The organism is Advenella mimigardefordensis DPN7 (assembly GCF_000521505.1).
Classification (GTDB): domain Bacteria; phylum Pseudomonadota; class Gammaproteobacteria; order Burkholderiales; family Burkholderiaceae_B; genus Advenella; species Advenella mimigardefordensis.
The window spans coordinates 155,144-170,938 of sequence record NZ_CP003915.1; the positions used below are offsets into that span (position 1 = coordinate 155,144).

Consider the following 15,795-nt stretch of genomic DNA (forward strand, 5'->3'; position numbering starts at 1 on the left):
TGTCGGTTTTTTATAGCTGTTATATACTCAATTTGAGTATATAACAGCCTCTATGAGGCGACCTTACAGGACCTGTACGCTTATGAATCCCGCCCTTCATGAATTACCCGATGTTGTTTTATTGCCCTTTGTGCAGGCGGCGCTGGCAGAAGATATGGGACGAAAAGGCGATATTACCTCACAGGCCACCATCCCGGCGGGCAAGCAGGGGCGTCTGCACGTGGTCGCGCGCCACCCGGGCGTGATTGCCGGAATGGCGCTGGCCCGGCTGGCCTTCGCACAAATTGATCCGGCCATCGAAGTGAAAATTGTCTGTGAGGATGGCGCGCATGTTGAGGCAGGCCAATTACTGGCAACGGTTTCCGGAGACATCCGGTCCATGCTGGCCGCCGAGCGTACGGCGCTCAATTTCCTGACTCACCTTAGCGGTATTGCCACGCAGACAGCAGACTTTGTGACACGGGTTGCCGGTACGAATGCACGCATTACCTGCACCCGCAAGACCATTCCCGGCCTGCGGGTGCTGCAGAAATACGCCGTTCGTGTTGGTGGCGGGTGGAACCACCGGATGGCACTGGATGACGCCATGCTGATCAAAGACAATCACATTGCACTGGCCGGCGATCTGCGTACTGCCATTCGCCAGGCTCATGCCCATGCAGGGCATTTAACACCTGTGGAACTGGAGGTGGATACTCTGGAACAGCTTGCGATCGCCCTGGAAGAAGGCGTTCGTCTGGTGTTACTGGACAATATGGATTGCGATACCCTGAGCCAGGCCGTGGCGATGTGCAAGGGCAAGGCCCAGACCGAAGCGTCCGGCGGCATTACACCCGAAACCGTACAGGCCGTTGCGCAGACCGGTGTTGACTATATCGCTATCGGCTATCTCACGCACAGCAGCAAGGCGCTGGATATTGGTCTTGATTTTCAGGCGTGAATTTGGGTCATTGCAAACGTCATAAATACTATGGACAGTCCTATGGGGCAGCACCCATGGAAACACCAGGGATTCCTTTAAAATGCATCAGATTGTTTTAACGTCGATGCCAGCGGCCCGTTTCAAAACACTCAATATGTCTATGCAGCATCCTCAAGGCCCTTCATACATTTGAAAATATAGGTGTTTTCATGAATTTGCGGCAATTAAGATATTTCACCAGAATCGTGGAAACGGGCAACATCACACGCGCCGCTGAGCAACTGTACGTCGCTCAGCCTGCCTTGGGAATGCAGGTGCGTCAGTTAGAACAGGACTACGGTGTCAGTTTATTGGTGCGACATCCACGTGGCGTACGCACCACCCGTGCCGGGCAACTCCTGTATGAGCGTGCTTGTGAAATTCTGCGTCTGGTGGATGACACAGAACGTCTGGTCAAAGCGCAGGGGCGCTTCGAAATGGAAGCGGTCATGCTGGGGCTGACCAATGGGTTTATGAACATAGTAGGGCGGGATCTTATCCTGCTGGCAAAAAAAGAGCTTCCGGGCGTCAAGCTCGGCGTCGTCGAGGAACGAAGCATTGTGTTGATTGATGCGCTGGAACGTCATGAAATTGATCTGGCCCTTGCCTACGAGGTTCATGAGCGTCCGGGCATGATCCGGGTGCCGTTACTTGAAGAGGAAATGCTCTTTGTCTACGCAGCAGAAAATGGCAATGGCCGGTTACACGATACACCTGTCACTTTTTCGGAAATGGCGAAACACGAGCTGGTGCTTCCTGGGTTACGAGATGGTGTGCGTGAACAGCTATTCACCGCCGCGAAACGACGTGCAATCGAATTGAATGTGATTCTTGATGTATCGTCTGTGTCCATGATGAAGCGGATGGTCGCGGCGGGTGACGCAGCGGCTGTTATGCCATACGGCAACGCCATTGAGCATATTGAACTGGGATTGCTGAATGGACGGAGGATTGCCGATCCGGCCTTAAGCAGAACCTTATATCTGGTTCGTTCGATCACTCGGGCATCATTCAAGCACGAGGAGGCCCTGATTGATCTGCTTGCGCAGATTGTGCAAATGTACATATCGCGGCTAGGTTCACTGGCCAATCGCTGCACGCCTGCAGCCGATCTGCTTTCCAATACGGTCGCTACCTTGCGGGATGAGTACCGCGCACCCCGCTGACTTGTCCTCCATCCAAAGAAAAAACTTGGGTCTGCCATATTTCGATCGTTTTGGACTTTATCGTTCAAATTCGTTGTAATGGTCCTGTGCTCACGCTGCTGCATTCGGGTTGTTGAACGCCGTAATAACAGCGCTGTCACAGAGTCAACGAAAGGAACGGGCAATGAACGCAATGAAACAAGAGGGACAAGGTCGTATTGCCGTTGTCCTGGGAGGAGCAAATGGTATTGGTGCAGCCACATGCCAGAAGCTATATGAGCATGGCTGGAAACTGGTTGTCGCAGACATTGATTACCAGGCAGCTCAGGATCTCGCTGTAGGTATCGGGGGCGAGTCGGTCAGGGTAGACGTGCTGGACGCGAAATCGATCGCTCAAACTGCACAACATATCGAATCTGAAATCGGACCTGTACATGCGCTGGTCAATTCAGCAGCAATTTTCCAGGCGCAAGTCAGACCAGAAGAGCTACCACTGGAAGTCTGGGAGCGGATTGTCAATTCCGCATATCGCGGCACCTATGTCAGTTGTGTTGAATTTGGTAAACGCATGGCTCTGCGCGGCGAAGGTGCTATTGTCAATATTTCGTCCATGGTAGGGCAGCGCCCCAACCACGGCCATGCATATTATTCAGCGAAGGCGGCAGTCAATATGCTTACTGAAGGCATGGCCGGTGAATGGGGACGTAGTGGTGTTCGAGTCAATGCGGTCAGTCCTGGTTTTGTTGCTGTGCCCCGGATGCTGGAAAATATCGAAAAGGGCGAGCGCTATGCTATCTCGCCAATTGACGTCAGTGCACTGGGCCGGCTGGTAGAGCCACGGGAAGTCGCCGAGGTTATTGCTTTTCTGCTTTCAGATCGGGCGTCCGCCATTACAGGTACCAACTTGCCTGTCGATGCCGGCGTTCTGGCAACCAATGGATGGCTCGTCCACGGTGGTGTGCCGGCAGCACGAAAGGCAAGTGCAGTATGAGCGAAGTAGAACAATTACGGGTGGATGCCTCTGAACTGCAGCAGTTTACCGAGTCCATCTTCGTGGGCGCTGGATTGAACGCGGTTCACGCAGGGCAGGTCGCCGACAGTCTGGTCAAATCCGACCTGAGAGGCACCCATTCGCATGGCGTCGTACGTATCCCTTTTCTAATAGATCGCCTGTTCAAAGGAGGCGCCAACGCAGATCCGCAAATAAAAATTCTGCGTGAAGCACCGGCGACCGCACTGCTTGACGGCGATCGTGCGCTAGGCGCCGTGACAGCAACCCATGCCATGCGTATTGCAATGGAAAAGGCACAAACAGCCGGTGTGGGCTTTGTCGCGGTAAACAACAGTGATTTTATCGGAGCTTGCGCGCATTATGCTCTTATGGCGATGCCTAAAAACATGATAGGCATTGCGTGGACTAACGGCTATCCCGGGATGACTCCCTGGGGGGGAAGCGTCAACAACATTGGCAATAATCCCATTGCTTTCGCTGCTCCTGGGCTGGCGCAGGGACCGGTGGTGCTGGATATGGCGCTGAGTGTAGCCGCAGGCGGAAAGGTGCGACTAGCCGCGAAAAACAATCGTCGCATTCCCACGGATTGGATCATTGATCGCCATGGGCAGCCAACCGATAACCCGGCTGATCTGGCCGCAGGAGGGGCATTGCTGCCACTGGGCTACAAAGGGTATGGGCTGGCCGTATTCGGGGAGATTCTTTGCGGTGTGCTCACTGGTTCACGTATTTTGTCTGAGATACCTGCCTGGTTTGTTGATACTCAGCGGGACATTGGCAATGGGCATATTCATATGGCCATTGATATATCGTCATTTATCGAGCCTGAGGCGTTCAAGCACAGAGTCGATGAAATGGCCATGATGCTTAAAAATACCCCACTGCTTACCGGTATGCACGAGATCCTGCTGCCTGGAGAGCGCGCCTGGCGTGTTCAGCAAGAGCAACTGAGCACAGGAATTCGCCTATCGGCCTCTGTATGGAAGGATTTGCTGGAACTGGCAGATCGCCTGAATATATTCGCACCGACAACACAGCAATAGTTGCCGCTTTCAATACTTGAACTGAAAAACAATATGCTAACTACACAAGACCTTACGCTGGCCCATTTAACGATTAGCGCCACGCCTGCGCAAACCATCGAAGCTGCAGCTGCAGCCGGCTTCGGAGCCACAGGTATCCGAATTTGCGGACGACGACCGGGCGATGCGTTTGCAACTCCTGTTCTAAATAATCCTTCAACAATTAGTGCACTGCGAAATCAGGCAACCGAACTGGGTGTGAGATTGTCTAACGTGTCGGGTTATCAGTTTTATCCAGAAACCAGCATCGATCAGGTGAAGCCAGTCATAGACGCCACCGCAGAGCTGGGCGTACCGATACTGGTGGCTAACAGTTTTGATCCTGATGAGTCGCGGTTCATGGACACGTTTGCCAGCTATTGCGAATTGGCTGAAAAGGCCGGGATTCGGGTGGCGCTGGAGTTTCTGCCATATAGTGGTGTTCGTACGCTAGAGGCCGCCTGGCGTGTTGTCCAGGTCAGCAGCTGTAACCAGGCCGGGTTATTGCTGGACGCATTGCATCTGGCTCGCTCCGGTGCGACGCCTGAACACATCAGACTCGTCCCGGCTGAGCGGATTGTGTTTGCCCAATTATGTGATGCAAACCCGTTTTCAGGAGCGATGACAGACGATGCGCTATTACTGGAGGCCCGTGGTGCGCGTCTCCCGGCTGGTGAAGGCGTATTACCCTTGTTTCAGTTTTTAGATGAACTGCCCGTCAATTGTGAAATTGAATATGAAGTGGCCAGGCAGGATATGAGAGGCAAAACACCCACGGAAAAGGCCCGTGTGGCAGCTGCTGATGCGGCGTCTTTCATGGCGCGGTATCATGCGCGACAGCATGGCATGGAGGTGCTGTAAGATGCCCTCATCCACAAGCGGACTTCGAATTGGTGTCATCGGTTGCGGCATGATCAGTGCTGATCATCTGGCCGCTTGGTCCAACTGTAGAAACGCAGTGGTTGCCGCTGTATGCGATTCCTCAGTCGAACGTGCCAGGGAACGGGCTGCGCAGTTTGCAATAGCGCAAGTGTATGACTCACCTGAAATTATGTTCGAGCAGGAAAAACTAGATGCAGTAGATATCATCACGCCACGCGAGACACACGCTGCGCTGGTCCGTATGGCGGCCAGATATGGTGTACATGCCCTATGTGAAAAGCCACTATGTCCGACTTATGACGAGGCATTGGCATTGGTTCAGGAAATTGGTTCGTCGATTCGCGTCATGGTCAATGAGAATTGGCGATACCGGGCATACTTCAAAAAAATCGGTGAATGGATAGATGCGGGCAGGCTCGGTACGATCACGCAGGCACGTATTGCCTTATGGCGTTCCAGTATGCTGCCGCGCACCGGCGATGGACGAATACATGCCTTCACTCGTCAGCCATTCCTTCAGAATGAGCAGCGCGTTCTGATTGCAGAGTCACTGATCCATGAGATTGACGTCGTTCGTTCACTTTTTGGCGAAATGTCGCTGATTGCCTGTTGTACCGCAAGGGCATGTCCGGCGCTTCAGGGAGAGGATAGTGCGACGCTCTTGCTGCGCTCAAAATCGGGGTTCCCGGTCACGATAGACGGTGTTATGACTGCAGCCGGCCACGACACACGCGCACCTGACCGACTGGAGATCGCTGGAACACGGTGCAGCGTGATATTGGACAATGCTGTGCTCAGGCTGATTGGCGAGGAGCAGGACACCATCACCTACGACGAGTCCGAAATAAGGCAGGGGTGTTTCAATGCCTCGATCCAGCACTTTGCAGACCGTTTGCTCGACCAGAGTCCGTTCTGGACTAGTGCCCGGGATCAGCTTGCCAGTTTGCAGCTAATGGAACAGGCTTATCGTTCGGCGGGGCAGCCTGCTGTTCTGACTAACGAGTAGTAAAAAGACACTGGCGTATTGTACGCCTCTGCGCCCTATCAATCATATAAAGGAAAATGAAATGGCCCTGGCAGGAGAAGCGCTAATTGCGATCTGGAATGATATCGCACCTGAAATGCGTGAAGATTTTTTCGAATGGCATCCGCGCGAACACATGGTAGAAAGGCTTGGGATTCCTGGCTTTATAAGAGGCCGACGCTATATTGCAGTGGACGCTCAGGTTGAATTTCTGACGCTGTATGAAGTGGCCAATGCTGACGTACTGGTGAGCGATGTTTATAAAACTCGCCTGACCAATCCTACGCCGTGGTCGACGAAGACATTACCCGCATTTCGCAATAATGTCCGGGGTGGGTGTCAGATCCATTACAGCCAGGGGTATGCGATGGGCGGCTTCATAAAGACTATACGCATCACGACTGGGAACGACAGCAAGGCCTCGTTCATAAAGCATATTGTTAACAACATGTTGCCAGGTCTGATCGACTTGCCTCGAATAACAGGCGTGCATTTGGTAGAGAACGATGCTGCATTGACCGGGGGGAATTCTGGTAATCAGCGAGGACGGGTTATTCAATTGCCTGACTTGATACTTATGGTTGAAGGTTCGGACGAAATAGGGGTGAGTGATGCATGTGCACAACATCTACCCGAGGATGCGCTGCTACGGGCTGGTGCTGACGATGACGTAATCAATGGCTTGTACCGATTGGAATACAGCATACAGAACCTGCTTCAGCCGATGTGATGTGACAATTACTGCGCAGATAAAGTCAGGCGTGAAAGCCGGTAAAGATGAAAATGACAGTATTTCATCTTTACCGGCGTTGATCATTACTGCTTCGGGAACGCGAGTGAAATCCGCTAGCGTCCGGTCGTATCTTAGGTTGTTGAGCCTGGCACGATTTTCGTCAATTCTGCAACTTTTCTGAACGTTTCGGATTCTTTTGCAATGCGCTGGCTGAAGGCTTCGGGGGTGTCACCACCAGCGGTAATACCAAGTGTGACGAGGCCCTCCCGGACTTCTTTGGTTTTCAGCGCTTCCAGCAGTGCTCCGTAAATTTTATCAGTGATGTTGCGTGGCGTGCCTTTGGGCGCGTGTAGACCAAACCAGTTGCTGGCCGTCTCCAGGTCAGGCAAACCTGCTTCGCGAACTGTCGGTACATCCGGGTAATTAGGATCGCGCTTTTTTCCATATAGCAGTATGGGCCGCAAGCTGCCATCTTTAGCGTGCGAGTTCATGACAATATTGCTTAGCAAGCTCAATTGCACGCGGTTGGAGATCAGATCCGGCATGATCTGGCTGCCACCTTTGAAGTGCACAGCATCAATATCAAGTTTCGCCAGCATCCTGAAATATTCAAGATAAAGATGCATATTGCCTCCGGCACCGGAGTCTCCATAAAACATCGTATGAGGTTTGCTTTTTGCCAGCGCGATAAACTCCTGGATATTGGTTGCCGGTACCTGCTTGTTGATGGTGAGAAATTGATCTCCTTCTCCGAACATTGAGATGTGTTCCAGATCTTTTTGGGGATCGACTGACATCGACATGGTATGTGGCGAGACGGTAATCTGACCAATACTTGACGCAAGAAGTGTATATCCGTCTGGTGACGATCGTGCCACTTGTGCAGTGGCGATATTGCCAGCTGCTCCCGGCTTATTTTCTACCACTATTGTCTGGCCCAGAATACGGCTCATTTGTGTGGCAAAAAGCCGAGGCAAGGCATCGGTTGTGCCGCCTGCGGAAAAGCCAACCACTATCTTGATGGGTTTGACGGGAAAATTGTTTGTGTTCGCATAAGCGGGAAGTGCTGCTGCGAGCGGTGCAATACTGGCATATTGCAGGAATCTGCGTCTGTTATTCCGAGCCATCGTCTTGTCTCTCATTCTATATGTTTAGGTCTGATGTATGGGTGCCTCGGCATACTCACTTGCATGCGTATTACGCCTGGAGACAACTGCATTACAACGGATCGGCCGGTCAATGTCCAAAACGATTTATGTATATGAGGCCTAAGCGTTTGCTTAGGGCTCGTAGGCAACTGCTCATCACAACGACGTTGCTCAAAGGGTGGTTACACCTGGTTAGGCATAGATAATCGTGACCGCACAGTCTTCGGTGCGGGCACCAGATCACGGGCACACTTTTCTCTCATGGAAGGCTCACCCGCCGCTCAAGCACATTTGTCATTTGCCTGATCAGTTCCGCAGCCGGGCCGCTCTTGTCCCATGCATAGAGCGAAACCAGGATTGCGGGCGTCTTGCCTAACGGTGCATACTCACGCACACGCCGCCCGGCTGCGGCTTTGACTGGTAGCACGGACAAACCCAGGCCTGTTTCTACGCCGACCAGCACGCTTTGAAAGCTGCTGCCTGAAAAAGCAACGTACCATTTTCGGCGTTCCCGTTCGATCTGATCAAACATGGCCTCGCGGTACAGCCCGCCGGGTGGAAAAGTAACCAGCGCAATGGGATCGGACCAGTGCTGGCTATTGTCTGCGCTTTCTGACGATGACAATATCGAGTTCCCCGGCACGGTAACGTTCGCCCAGATTGCGGCTCAGGCCGGTGGTGATGTCCAGCCGGACCGAGCGGTGCTGATGCGTGCAGGCCCTGAAAACGGCCGCCATTTGATCGGTCACCAGATCTTCGGGCAGCCCGATGCGTATGGATTGGGTGCCGGCCGGGTCGCCCAGCATGGCTTGCGCTTCGCGTTCCAGCGCAAGTATGCGTCTGGCGTAACCGGCCAGCCGTTCACCCGGCACGGTGGCCTGTACCGGACGGGCGTTGCGGTGCACCAGTTGCTGGCCAACGGCAGATTCGAGTCTTGCCAGTTGCTGACTGACGGTCGATTGCGTCAGATGCAGGCGATCCGCTGCAGCCGTGAAGCTGCCGGTATCCACAATTTCGACAAACGCGGCAAGAAGGCGGGGATCAAGCAGTTTCGTCACCCTGGCTGATAAGTGTTCTGACAGCAATTATAATCACAACATGCACAATCTTAATATTTATTATTTAATAATTTAATTTCCAAATACTATGCGGCTTGACTATACTGGCTGCGGTTCGGTATCCAAATGACCCGCCTCATGGCACAGCGGGCGTACAAACCGGTATGCGTTCACTCGTTGTACCTGTATCGCTGATCATCCGGCAAGCGGGTTAGCGCCGGTTGTGCAGCGCCATGCCGGTCAGCCCCGTCTGCATTCAACACGAGTCCGGAGGTCATATGACCAGATCGATTGTCCTGGCAGTGCTCGCCGCTGTGATGCTGGCCTGCATGCCTGTTTTCCCGGGAGCAGTCATGGCAGCTTATCCTTTGCATGTGGCAGCAGGCAATGACGATGTCGCTGCTATCGAACAACTGATATCCGGCGGAGCAGAAACAGATGCACGCGATAGCTCGGGTGCCACAGCGTTGCTGGTGGCGACAAGGGCGAACAAGGTGCGTGCTGCGCAAGCGCTGATTGCGGCAGGTGCCGATGTAAACGCCAAAGACAACATCAGTGACAGTGCATATTTGTATGCGGGCGCCAGGGGTCATCTGGAAATCCTGAAGCTTGCGCTGGCGCATGGCGCTGATCTGGCAAGCACCAACCGGTATGGTGGGACGGCACTGATTCCTGCTGCCGAACGCGGTCATGTGCAAACCGTGAGAACGCTGATTGAAGCCGGGGTGGATGTTGACCACATTAATAATCTGGGATGGACCGCGCTTCTGGAGGCCATTATTCTTGGCTCAGGCGGCAAGCAGCATCAGCAGATCGTGGATGCCCTGTTGGCGGCGGGCGCCAACCCCAATCTGGCTGATCGCGAAGGCGTGACGCCGCTTGCTCATGCGCGGTCACATGGCTACCGGGAAATAGAAAACAGGCTGCGCGCTGCGGGCGCGCGGTGATCTTTGAAGGGATACATTGATGCAACAGAATACGCGTTTTCTCCAACAGGCAATCGAGCTGGCATTTACCAATGCAGAAAAAGGGGGACGCCCGTTTGGCGCTGTGGTCGTACGCAACGGTCAGGTGATTGCCCAGGCGGCCAACGAGATCCTGACAACCAACGATCCCACCGCACATGCCGAGTTGCTGGCCATCAGAGCGGCCAGTCAGTATCTTGGCTCGGCCAGCCTGGCGGGTTGCAGCGTATTTGCCAGCGGTCATCCTTGCCCCATGTGTATGGCTGCAATGAGGCTGGCCGGCATCAGCGAAGTGACCTACGCGTATAGCAATGAGGACGGTGCGCCCTACGGTCTTTCGACAGCAGACTTGTATGCCGATCTGGCCAGGCCGTTTGCCGAGCAGTCCATGGCCATTCGTCATGCGCCTGTCCGGCTTGCTGACAGACCCGATCTGTACGTGCATTGGAAACACCAGGAACAACAAGGCCGGTGAGTCAATGATGCGGGTTCAATCGCCACTTGCGCGCGTCCTGCTGGTCGCCACGGTCGCGCTGATAGGGTTTAATCTGCGGCCCTTCATTACCAGTATCGGGCCGCTGGCCGGCGATATTCGTGAACACACGGGCCTGGGCTTGCAAGGCATGGCCATGCTTACGCTGGTGCCGATGGTGTTGATGGGATGTGTCGCGTTTGTCGGACCGGCGCTGCAAAGCGCATTCGGTGCACGTCGCTCTATCATCGTGGCGCTGCTGGTGATTTGCAGCGGATGCGCCTTGCGTCTGCTGAGCATCAGCGGCTGGAGTCTGATTGCCACCGCCGCGTTGATCGGCCTGGGGGTCGCCGTCATACAGGCGATTTTTCCGGGAATCATCAAGCGAGAGTTTGCCGGTCATGTCGGGCCCATGATGGGGCTTTATTCGGCCATGCTCATGGGGGGCGGGGCGTTGGGCGCGGTCTCGGCGCCTGCCATGTCGGCAACGACAGGGATCTGGAGCCTTGGGCTGGCCTGGTTTGCCTTGCCCGCCGCTGCGGCGCTCATGCTGGCATGGCGGTCTCTGCCGCTGGATGCAGGCGCGATCAGGCAGCAGGGTACAGCCCGGCTGTTGCTGGCCAGACCTCGCACCTGGCTCCTGATGCTCTGTTTTGGTCTGATGAATGGTGGCTACACGTCTGTGGTCGCCTGGCTGGCGCCGGCCTATCAGGAGCTTGGCTGGAGCGCCGGGGCCAGTGGCGGTTTGCTGGCCGTGCTGGCGGTGAGCCAGGCGCTGGCGGCGCTGACAGTGCCGTTGTTTGCCCGGAGTTCAATGGATCGCAGGCCCTGGCTGTTGTTCACACTTGTGATGCAGGCCGGTGGGTTTGCAGGCCTGGCGCTGGCGTCAGACTACGCCGCACTTGCCTGGGTGGTTATGCTCGGGTGTGGCCTGGGCGGCTGCTTTGCCTTGTTGCTGATTGTGGCGCTGGATCATCTGCCCGATCCTGCACAGGCGGGCGCGCTGTCAGCCCTCATGCAGGGCGGTGGATTTCTGATTGCTGCCGCTCCTGCCTGGTTTGTTGCGGTATTGCATGACGTGACCGGTAGTTATGGAGCCGGATGGATGGGTCATCTGGCGGCGGTGCTCATGGTTGCCATGCTGACTCTGCGTTTTTCTCCCAAACAGTATGCACGCGTCATGCGGGCACAGACAGCAGAGAGCAGGCAACAGGATACATTGTTGGCCGCCGCTGTAACGCCAGGCCAGGATACGTGCTGAGCGATTAATCGCTTGCGCGATTGCGGTATTCGACCGGATGCCAGCTGAACCTGGTCTTCGTCTCTGAGCGGATATGGCCGATGCCGGGAAATGGTAGATGCGGAGCAGCGATTAACTGGCGCTTGTTGGCGAAATCAGAAAATGCATTTTTTCTAACTGCAATGGCTGCTTCCGGTTTCAGGTCATAGACAATGGCGACGTCCGGTTCGGGAAATTGCACGGCTTCCACATGGACGATGTCGCCAACGAAAACAATAGATTGCCCCTGACTGCTTGCGGTAAAGAATGCACTACCGGGTGTGTGCCCCGGATGGATGGACGCTGTTATTCCTGGAAGAACAGGTTCCCCATCGTTAAAGGTTTTCACTTTCCCCAGTTTTTCGTAGACACCGATGGTCTTGATGGCCTCTGCAAAATACTTATCGTCATAGCCGGTTTTACTGGCGTTGCCCGCATCCAGAAAAAAGGCCAGATCCGGCGCACCCACATGGACGACGGCGTTCGGAAAGGCCGGTTTGCCATTTTGCACCAGACCGCCGGTATGGTCAGTATGAATATGGGTGATAAGCACATCGGTCACCTGTTCAGGTTTAATTCCCACGCTGGCCAGGCTGTCATACAGTTTGCCTCCGTAGCCCGGTCCAAACAGTTCGCCGGATCCGGTATCGACCAGAATAATACGTTTGTCATCACGAATCAGAAACGCATTGATGGACGCCTCTACGGGATTGGCAAGAAACGCTTTATTGAGCAGATTGTCGACATGGGAATGAGAGGCGCCTATCAATAATTGATATAAGTCCTGGGGCACGGTGCCATCTGACAGGGCAGTAATGGTCAGCTTTCCAAGTGGCAGGGAATAGGAGTCGACCGTTTGTGCATATGTTGCGATGCTGGCCACAGACGTCGTCTGGGCTGCCGCGGGCAAGGCAATGGCACTTGTGATGGCCAGTATGCCAGAAAAAACAAGGGGGGTAATGCGTGACATGATGTTGATTTTCCATGGTTGAACGGAGAAAACACATCATGCGCCATCCGCTGACACTACACAAATCGTCAATTCCGATGTGACCTATCGATACCGTTGATGGCTGAGTCGTTCGTGATCTGCTCTTTCGTTCCGCTGGTCCTGTACGGCGTCGAAGACCATCGAGCGCAGCCATCGGTGTGCCGGATCGGCATTGACGGTGGCATGCCAGAACAGATTCATGGAGAACGTATCCAGGGCCAGTGGCGGTGTAAACAGATCAAGGCTGCCGGCATATTGCTGTAGAAAGCGTCTGGGCAGGGTGCAGATGCAATCGGTTGCATTCAGAATCAGCGGCGCTAAAGCATAGCTCTGGACCGAGACCGAGACACGGCGTTGCCGCCCGAGATCGCCAAGCACTTCGTCAACCATGCCGTTGAACATGCCGCCACTGCTCGAAATCAGCAGATGATCCAGTTCACAGAATGTATCCAGCGACAGCGGATCGGTGCCCCGGGGGTGTCCAATGCGTTGCGCGGTCAGAAACGCTTCGTTAAAGAGGCGGCGTCCGATCAGGTTCGCTGTTGCATCCTGTGCGGTGCCGATAAACAAATCCACTTCGCCGCGTTCCAGTTGCTCACTAACCAGGCTTTTATCGGGGAGGACAAAGGCGACTTTGACTGCCGGGGCGCGCATTCGCATCAGCGGTAGCAGCGCGGGAGCGAGAATGGCTGCGGGGTTGTCCATCGCGGCAATTCGGAATGTACGCTCGCTGGTTGCGGGGTCGAACACGTGTGCCGATTGCACAAATTGAGTCAACTGCTGCAACAGGCGCTGCAGCTCCGGCTTAAGCGCCAGCATATGCGAAGTGGGTGTCATGCCTCTACCCGAAGAGGAAGGCACAAACAAGGGGTCGTTGAAAATACGGCGCAGCCTGGTCAGCCGCCCGGAAAGCGCTGACTGCGTGATATGTAATCTGGTTGCCGCGCGCGTTACGTTCTGTTCCAGCAACAGTGCGTCCAGTGCAAACAACAGACTGATGTCCAGATCGCCGATCTGCCGGTTCACTGGCATTGCCTGTCGGCTCTGGCTTCATTGACCGAAGCGCGGCAAGATATGCCGGGCAACGGCATTATTAAGGTTGTTAATACTTTAAGAGTCATGGGAACGGACTTTCTCAGAGAGGCGCAACGAAAACGGTCTGCAGACCGGCTGCGTCGAATCTGAGTATCTCACAAGGGGGTGATCCCTTCAAGCAGCGCTGCGTCTCATGAGACACCTGGTGGATGCGCTGTTACTCCTGCGCCACCCTGCGATCAAAGGCGCCGCCGGTTTGTGCCTGTCCCCGGGTGGTGACCGCTGTTTTACCCAATAACGGGAAAACCAGCTCGGCAAAGCGAATGGCCTCCTCCAAATGGGGATACCCCGATAGTACAAACGTGTCGATGCCCAGATCGGCATATTCCTGTAGCCGGGCGGCCACGGTTTGGGGATCGCCCACCAGCGAGGTGCCTGCACCACCGCGAACCAATCCTACACCTGCCCACAGATTGGGCGCTACTTCCAGCTTATTGCGCTGCCCCCCGTGCAAGGCGGCCATACGCTGCTGACCCACCGAGTCCATTTTTGCATAATTCTGTTGGGCACGTGCGATATCTTCGTCCGTGATATGGCTGATCAGTCTATGCGCATCCTGCCAGGCTTCGTCTTCGGTCTCCCGGACAATCACGTGAACGCGTAAGCCAAATCGTACCGTTCGATTATGCTGTGCGGCGCGAGCCCTGACATCGGCAATTTTACGGGCAACGGCCGCAGGCGGTTCACCCCAGGTCAGGTAGGCGTCTACATGCCGGGCAGCCAGATTATGTGCCGCCTCCGAAGAGCCACCGAAATAAAGGGGTGGCCACGGTTTTTGCACCGGTGCATGATAGTTCCGGCTTTGTTTGACTGACAGATACTTCCCATCGAAATCGACGGTTTCACCTGATAGAAGCCTTTTCCATATTTGCAGATACTCATCTGCAGCCGCGTAGCGTTCATCATGACTCAGTTGCACGCCGTCTGCGGCCAGCTCGGCCGCATCGCCGCCTGGCACCACATTGAGCAGCAAACGCCCATGTAAGGCCTGATCCAGCGTGGCCGCCTGTCTGGCGGACGGTGCAGGACCACCCAAAGAGGTTCTGAGTGCGACCAGCAGTTTGATTCGCTGCGTGACCGGGATCAGGCTGGCGGCGACAACCCAGGGATCAAGACACGAGCTTCCTGTGGGAATAAGCAAGCCGTCATAGCCAAGGTTTTCACTTGTGATGGCGATCTGACGCAGATATTCGCTGGTGGGCTCCCGGCCAAAATCTGACGTACCAAGATAGCGCGTGTCGCCGGAAGTGGGGAGAAACCAGAAAATATCAAGGCTCATGACGTTTGTTATATAAGGAAGGGATGGGCATCGCCGGCTTACGCAACAGCACGTTCAGCAATATGCTGGCGCTGCTGATTGAGTGTGCCATGGAGTACCGGTGCAGACAGGGAAGCAACCAGTTCAATACGTGCCGTCAGAGCTTCGCTCGCAATCTTCCCGTCCTGGATTTCTCCTGAAGTGGCGTAAACACCGGCGGGCAGGCTAAGCGCATGAAAGAATCCGAACAGGGTACGTAACTGATGATCGATGACCAGACCATGGCGGGCGCTGCCTCCCGTAGCCGCCAGCAGGACAGGCTTGGCTGTCAGTGCGTCCATATCAATCAGATCAAACAGGTGCTTGAACAAGCCTGGCACTGAACCGCGAAATACAGGCGCGCCAACGATCAGAAAATCTGCCTGCTCAATGCGCTGCAGTGCCTGTTGCGCAGCAGGATTCAGATCTTCCTTTGATAAGGCAGTACCGATGGACGGGACCAGATCGACCAGGTCGATGAATTGGGTTTGAAGTGCAACATCGTAGGCAATTCTCTGGGTGACTTCATCCAGCAGGACGCGGGTGCGTGACGGACGATGCAGGCTTCCATTTATGACAACTGTATTAAGAAAACGGGGCATGCTGTTCTCGGTTGATTGAAGAAGTAAATGAATATTCGCATCATTACACCATTACGATGTTCCGGATCAA

General features: G+C 54.7%; 17 protein-coding genes. 10 read left to right on the forward strand and 7 right to left on the reverse strand.

Annotated elements, in window-relative coordinates:
• The first annotated feature begins 82 nt into the window (after positions 1-82).
• The 7 genes from nadC (at position 83) to MIM_RS00750 (ending at position 6,815) form a co-directional block, all read left to right on the forward strand.
• A complete protein-coding gene (gene nadC, locus MIM_RS00720; RefSeq protein ID WP_025370837.1) occupies positions 83-940 on the forward strand; it encodes a carboxylating nicotinate-nucleotide diphosphorylase in 858 nt (285 codons plus the stop codon).
• A gap of 191 nt (positions 941-1,131) precedes the next feature.
• On the forward strand, positions 1,132-2,127 hold the full coding sequence (locus tag MIM_RS00725; protein ID WP_025370838.1) for a LysR family transcriptional regulator: 996 nt from the start codon (positions 1,132-1,134) through the stop codon (positions 2,125-2,127).
• Positions 2,128-2,290: 163 nt separating this feature from the next.
• Positions 2,291-3,097, forward strand: a complete 807-nt coding sequence (locus MIM_RS00730; RefSeq protein WP_042069796.1) for an SDR family NAD(P)-dependent oxidoreductase — start codon at positions 2,291-2,293, stop codon at positions 3,095-3,097.
• Complete coding sequence (locus MIM_RS00735; RefSeq protein WP_025370840.1) at positions 3,094-4,161, forward strand: Ldh family oxidoreductase; 1,068 nt, start codon at positions 3,094-3,096, stop codon at positions 4,159-4,161. Before MIM_RS00730 ends, MIM_RS00735 begins: the two co-directional genes overlap by 4 nt.
• 33 nt (positions 4,162-4,194) lie before the next feature.
• Complete coding sequence (locus tag MIM_RS00740) at positions 4,195-5,040, forward strand: sugar phosphate isomerase/epimerase family protein (protein ID WP_025370841.1); 846 nt, start codon at positions 4,195-4,197, stop codon at positions 5,038-5,040.
• Position 5,041: 1 nt separating this feature from the next.
• Positions 5,042-6,067, forward strand: a complete 1,026-nt coding sequence (locus MIM_RS00745; RefSeq protein WP_025370842.1) for a Gfo/Idh/MocA family protein — start codon at positions 5,042-5,044, stop codon at positions 6,065-6,067.
• Between the two features lie 61 nt (positions 6,068-6,128).
• Positions 6,129-6,815, forward strand: coding sequence for a hypothetical protein (locus MIM_RS00750; RefSeq protein ID WP_025370843.1), 687 nt, complete (start codon positions 6,129-6,131; stop codon positions 6,813-6,815).
• Positions 6,816-6,949: 134 nt separating this feature from the next.
• On the opposite strand, the gene MIM_RS00755 is transcribed toward MIM_RS00750, so the two are convergent.
• From MIM_RS00755 to MIM_RS23370, 3 genes are all read right to left on the reverse strand, one after another.
• Positions 6,950-7,960: a tripartite tricarboxylate transporter substrate binding protein gene (locus MIM_RS00755; RefSeq protein ID WP_245592799.1), complete on the reverse strand. Its 1,011-nt coding sequence runs from the start codon at positions 7,958-7,960 to the stop codon at positions 6,950-6,952.
• A gap of 265 nt (positions 7,961-8,225) precedes the next feature.
• Positions 8,226-8,591, reverse strand: a complete 366-nt coding sequence (locus MIM_RS23365) for a type 2 periplasmic-binding domain-containing protein (RefSeq protein WP_222836910.1) — start codon at positions 8,589-8,591, stop codon at positions 8,226-8,228.
• On the reverse strand, positions 8,563-9,024 hold the full coding sequence (locus tag MIM_RS23370; RefSeq protein WP_222836911.1) for a LysR family transcriptional regulator: 462 nt from the start codon (positions 9,022-9,024) through the stop codon (positions 8,563-8,565). Before MIM_RS23370 ends, MIM_RS23365 begins: the two co-directional genes overlap by 29 nt.
• 278 nt (positions 9,025-9,302) lie before the next feature.
• On the opposite strand from MIM_RS23370, the gene MIM_RS00765 reads away from it, so the two are divergent.
• From MIM_RS00765 to MIM_RS00775, 3 genes are read left to right on the forward strand one after another with little or no spacing between them, the layout of a single operon-like run.
• Positions 9,303-9,971, forward strand: a complete 669-nt coding sequence (locus tag MIM_RS00765) for an ankyrin repeat domain-containing protein (protein ID WP_025370845.1) — start codon at positions 9,303-9,305, stop codon at positions 9,969-9,971.
• 19 nt (positions 9,972-9,990) lie between these two features.
• The gene (locus MIM_RS00770) at positions 9,991-10,464 is read left to right on the forward strand and encodes a nucleoside deaminase (protein ID WP_025370846.1); all 474 of its coding nucleotides are present in this window, start codon (positions 9,991-9,993) and stop codon (positions 10,462-10,464) included.
• Positions 10,465-10,468: 4 nt separating this feature from the next.
• A complete protein-coding gene (locus MIM_RS00775) occupies positions 10,469-11,722 on the forward strand; it encodes a cyanate transporter (protein ID WP_025370847.1) in 1,254 nt (417 codons plus the stop codon).
• A 4-nt stretch (positions 11,723-11,726) separates the two neighbouring features.
• On the opposite strand, the gene MIM_RS00780 is transcribed toward MIM_RS00775, so the two are convergent.
• From MIM_RS00780 to msuE, 4 genes are all read right to left on the reverse strand, one after another.
• Positions 11,727-12,710, reverse strand: coding sequence for an MBL fold metallo-hydrolase (locus MIM_RS00780; protein WP_025370848.1), 984 nt, complete (start codon positions 12,708-12,710; stop codon positions 11,727-11,729).
• A gap of 84 nt (positions 12,711-12,794) precedes the next feature.
• Complete coding sequence (locus MIM_RS00785; protein WP_025370849.1) at positions 12,795-13,757, reverse strand: LysR family transcriptional regulator; 963 nt, start codon at positions 13,755-13,757, stop codon at positions 12,795-12,797.
• 226 nt (positions 13,758-13,983) lie between these two features.
• Complete coding sequence (gene ssuD, locus MIM_RS00790) at positions 13,984-15,105, reverse strand: FMNH2-dependent alkanesulfonate monooxygenase (RefSeq protein WP_025370850.1); 1,122 nt, start codon at positions 15,103-15,105, stop codon at positions 13,984-13,986.
• Between the two features lie 38 nt (positions 15,106-15,143).
• Positions 15,144-15,725, reverse strand: a complete 582-nt coding sequence (gene msuE, locus MIM_RS00795) for an FMN reductase (protein WP_025370851.1) — start codon at positions 15,723-15,725, stop codon at positions 15,144-15,146.
• Positions 15,726-15,795: the final 70 nt, after the last annotated feature.

What these genes read in the sequence shown, in the direction of transcription:
- nadC (WP_025370837.1), top strand. Translation starts at nt 83, where the DNA reads ATGAATCCCGCCCTTCATGAATTACCCGATGTTGTTTTATTGCCCTTT.
- MIM_RS00725 (WP_025370838.1), top strand. Translation starts at nt 1,132, where the DNA reads ATGAATTTGCGGCAATTAAGATATTTCACCAGAATCGTGGAAACGGGC.
- MIM_RS00730 (WP_042069796.1), top strand. Translation starts at nt 2,291, where the DNA reads ATGAACGCAATGAAACAAGAGGGACAAGGTCGTATTGCCGTTGTCCTG.
- MIM_RS00735 (WP_025370840.1), top strand. Translation starts at nt 3,094, where the DNA reads ATGAGCGAAGTAGAACAATTACGGGTGGATGCCTCTGAACTGCAGCAG.
- MIM_RS00740 (WP_025370841.1), top strand. Translation starts at nt 4,195, where the DNA reads ATGCTAACTACACAAGACCTTACGCTGGCCCATTTAACGATTAGCGCC.
- MIM_RS00745 (WP_025370842.1), top strand. Translation starts at nt 5,042, where the DNA reads ATGCCCTCATCCACAAGCGGACTTCGAATTGGTGTCATCGGTTGCGGC.
- MIM_RS00750 (WP_025370843.1), top strand. Translation starts at nt 6,129, where the DNA reads ATGGCCCTGGCAGGAGAAGCGCTAATTGCGATCTGGAATGATATCGCA.
- MIM_RS00755 (WP_245592799.1), bottom strand. Translation starts at nt 7,960, where the DNA reads ATGAGAGACAAGACGATGGCTCGGAATAACAGACGCAGATTCCTGCAA.
- MIM_RS00765 (WP_025370845.1), top strand. Translation starts at nt 9,303, where the DNA reads ATGACCAGATCGATTGTCCTGGCAGTGCTCGCCGCTGTGATGCTGGCC.
- MIM_RS00770 (WP_025370846.1), top strand. Translation starts at nt 9,991, where the DNA reads ATGCAACAGAATACGCGTTTTCTCCAACAGGCAATCGAGCTGGCATTT.
- MIM_RS00775 (WP_025370847.1), top strand. Translation starts at nt 10,469, where the DNA reads ATGATGCGGGTTCAATCGCCACTTGCGCGCGTCCTGCTGGTCGCCACG.
- MIM_RS00780 (WP_025370848.1), bottom strand. Translation starts at nt 12,710, where the DNA reads ATGTCACGCATTACCCCCCTTGTTTTTTCTGGCATACTGGCCATCACA.
- ssuD (WP_025370850.1), bottom strand. Translation starts at nt 15,105, where the DNA reads ATGAGCCTTGATATTTTCTGGTTTCTCCCCACTTCCGGCGACACGCGC.
- msuE (WP_025370851.1), bottom strand. Translation starts at nt 15,725, where the DNA reads ATGCCCCGTTTTCTTAATACAGTTGTCATAAATGGAAGCCTGCATCGT.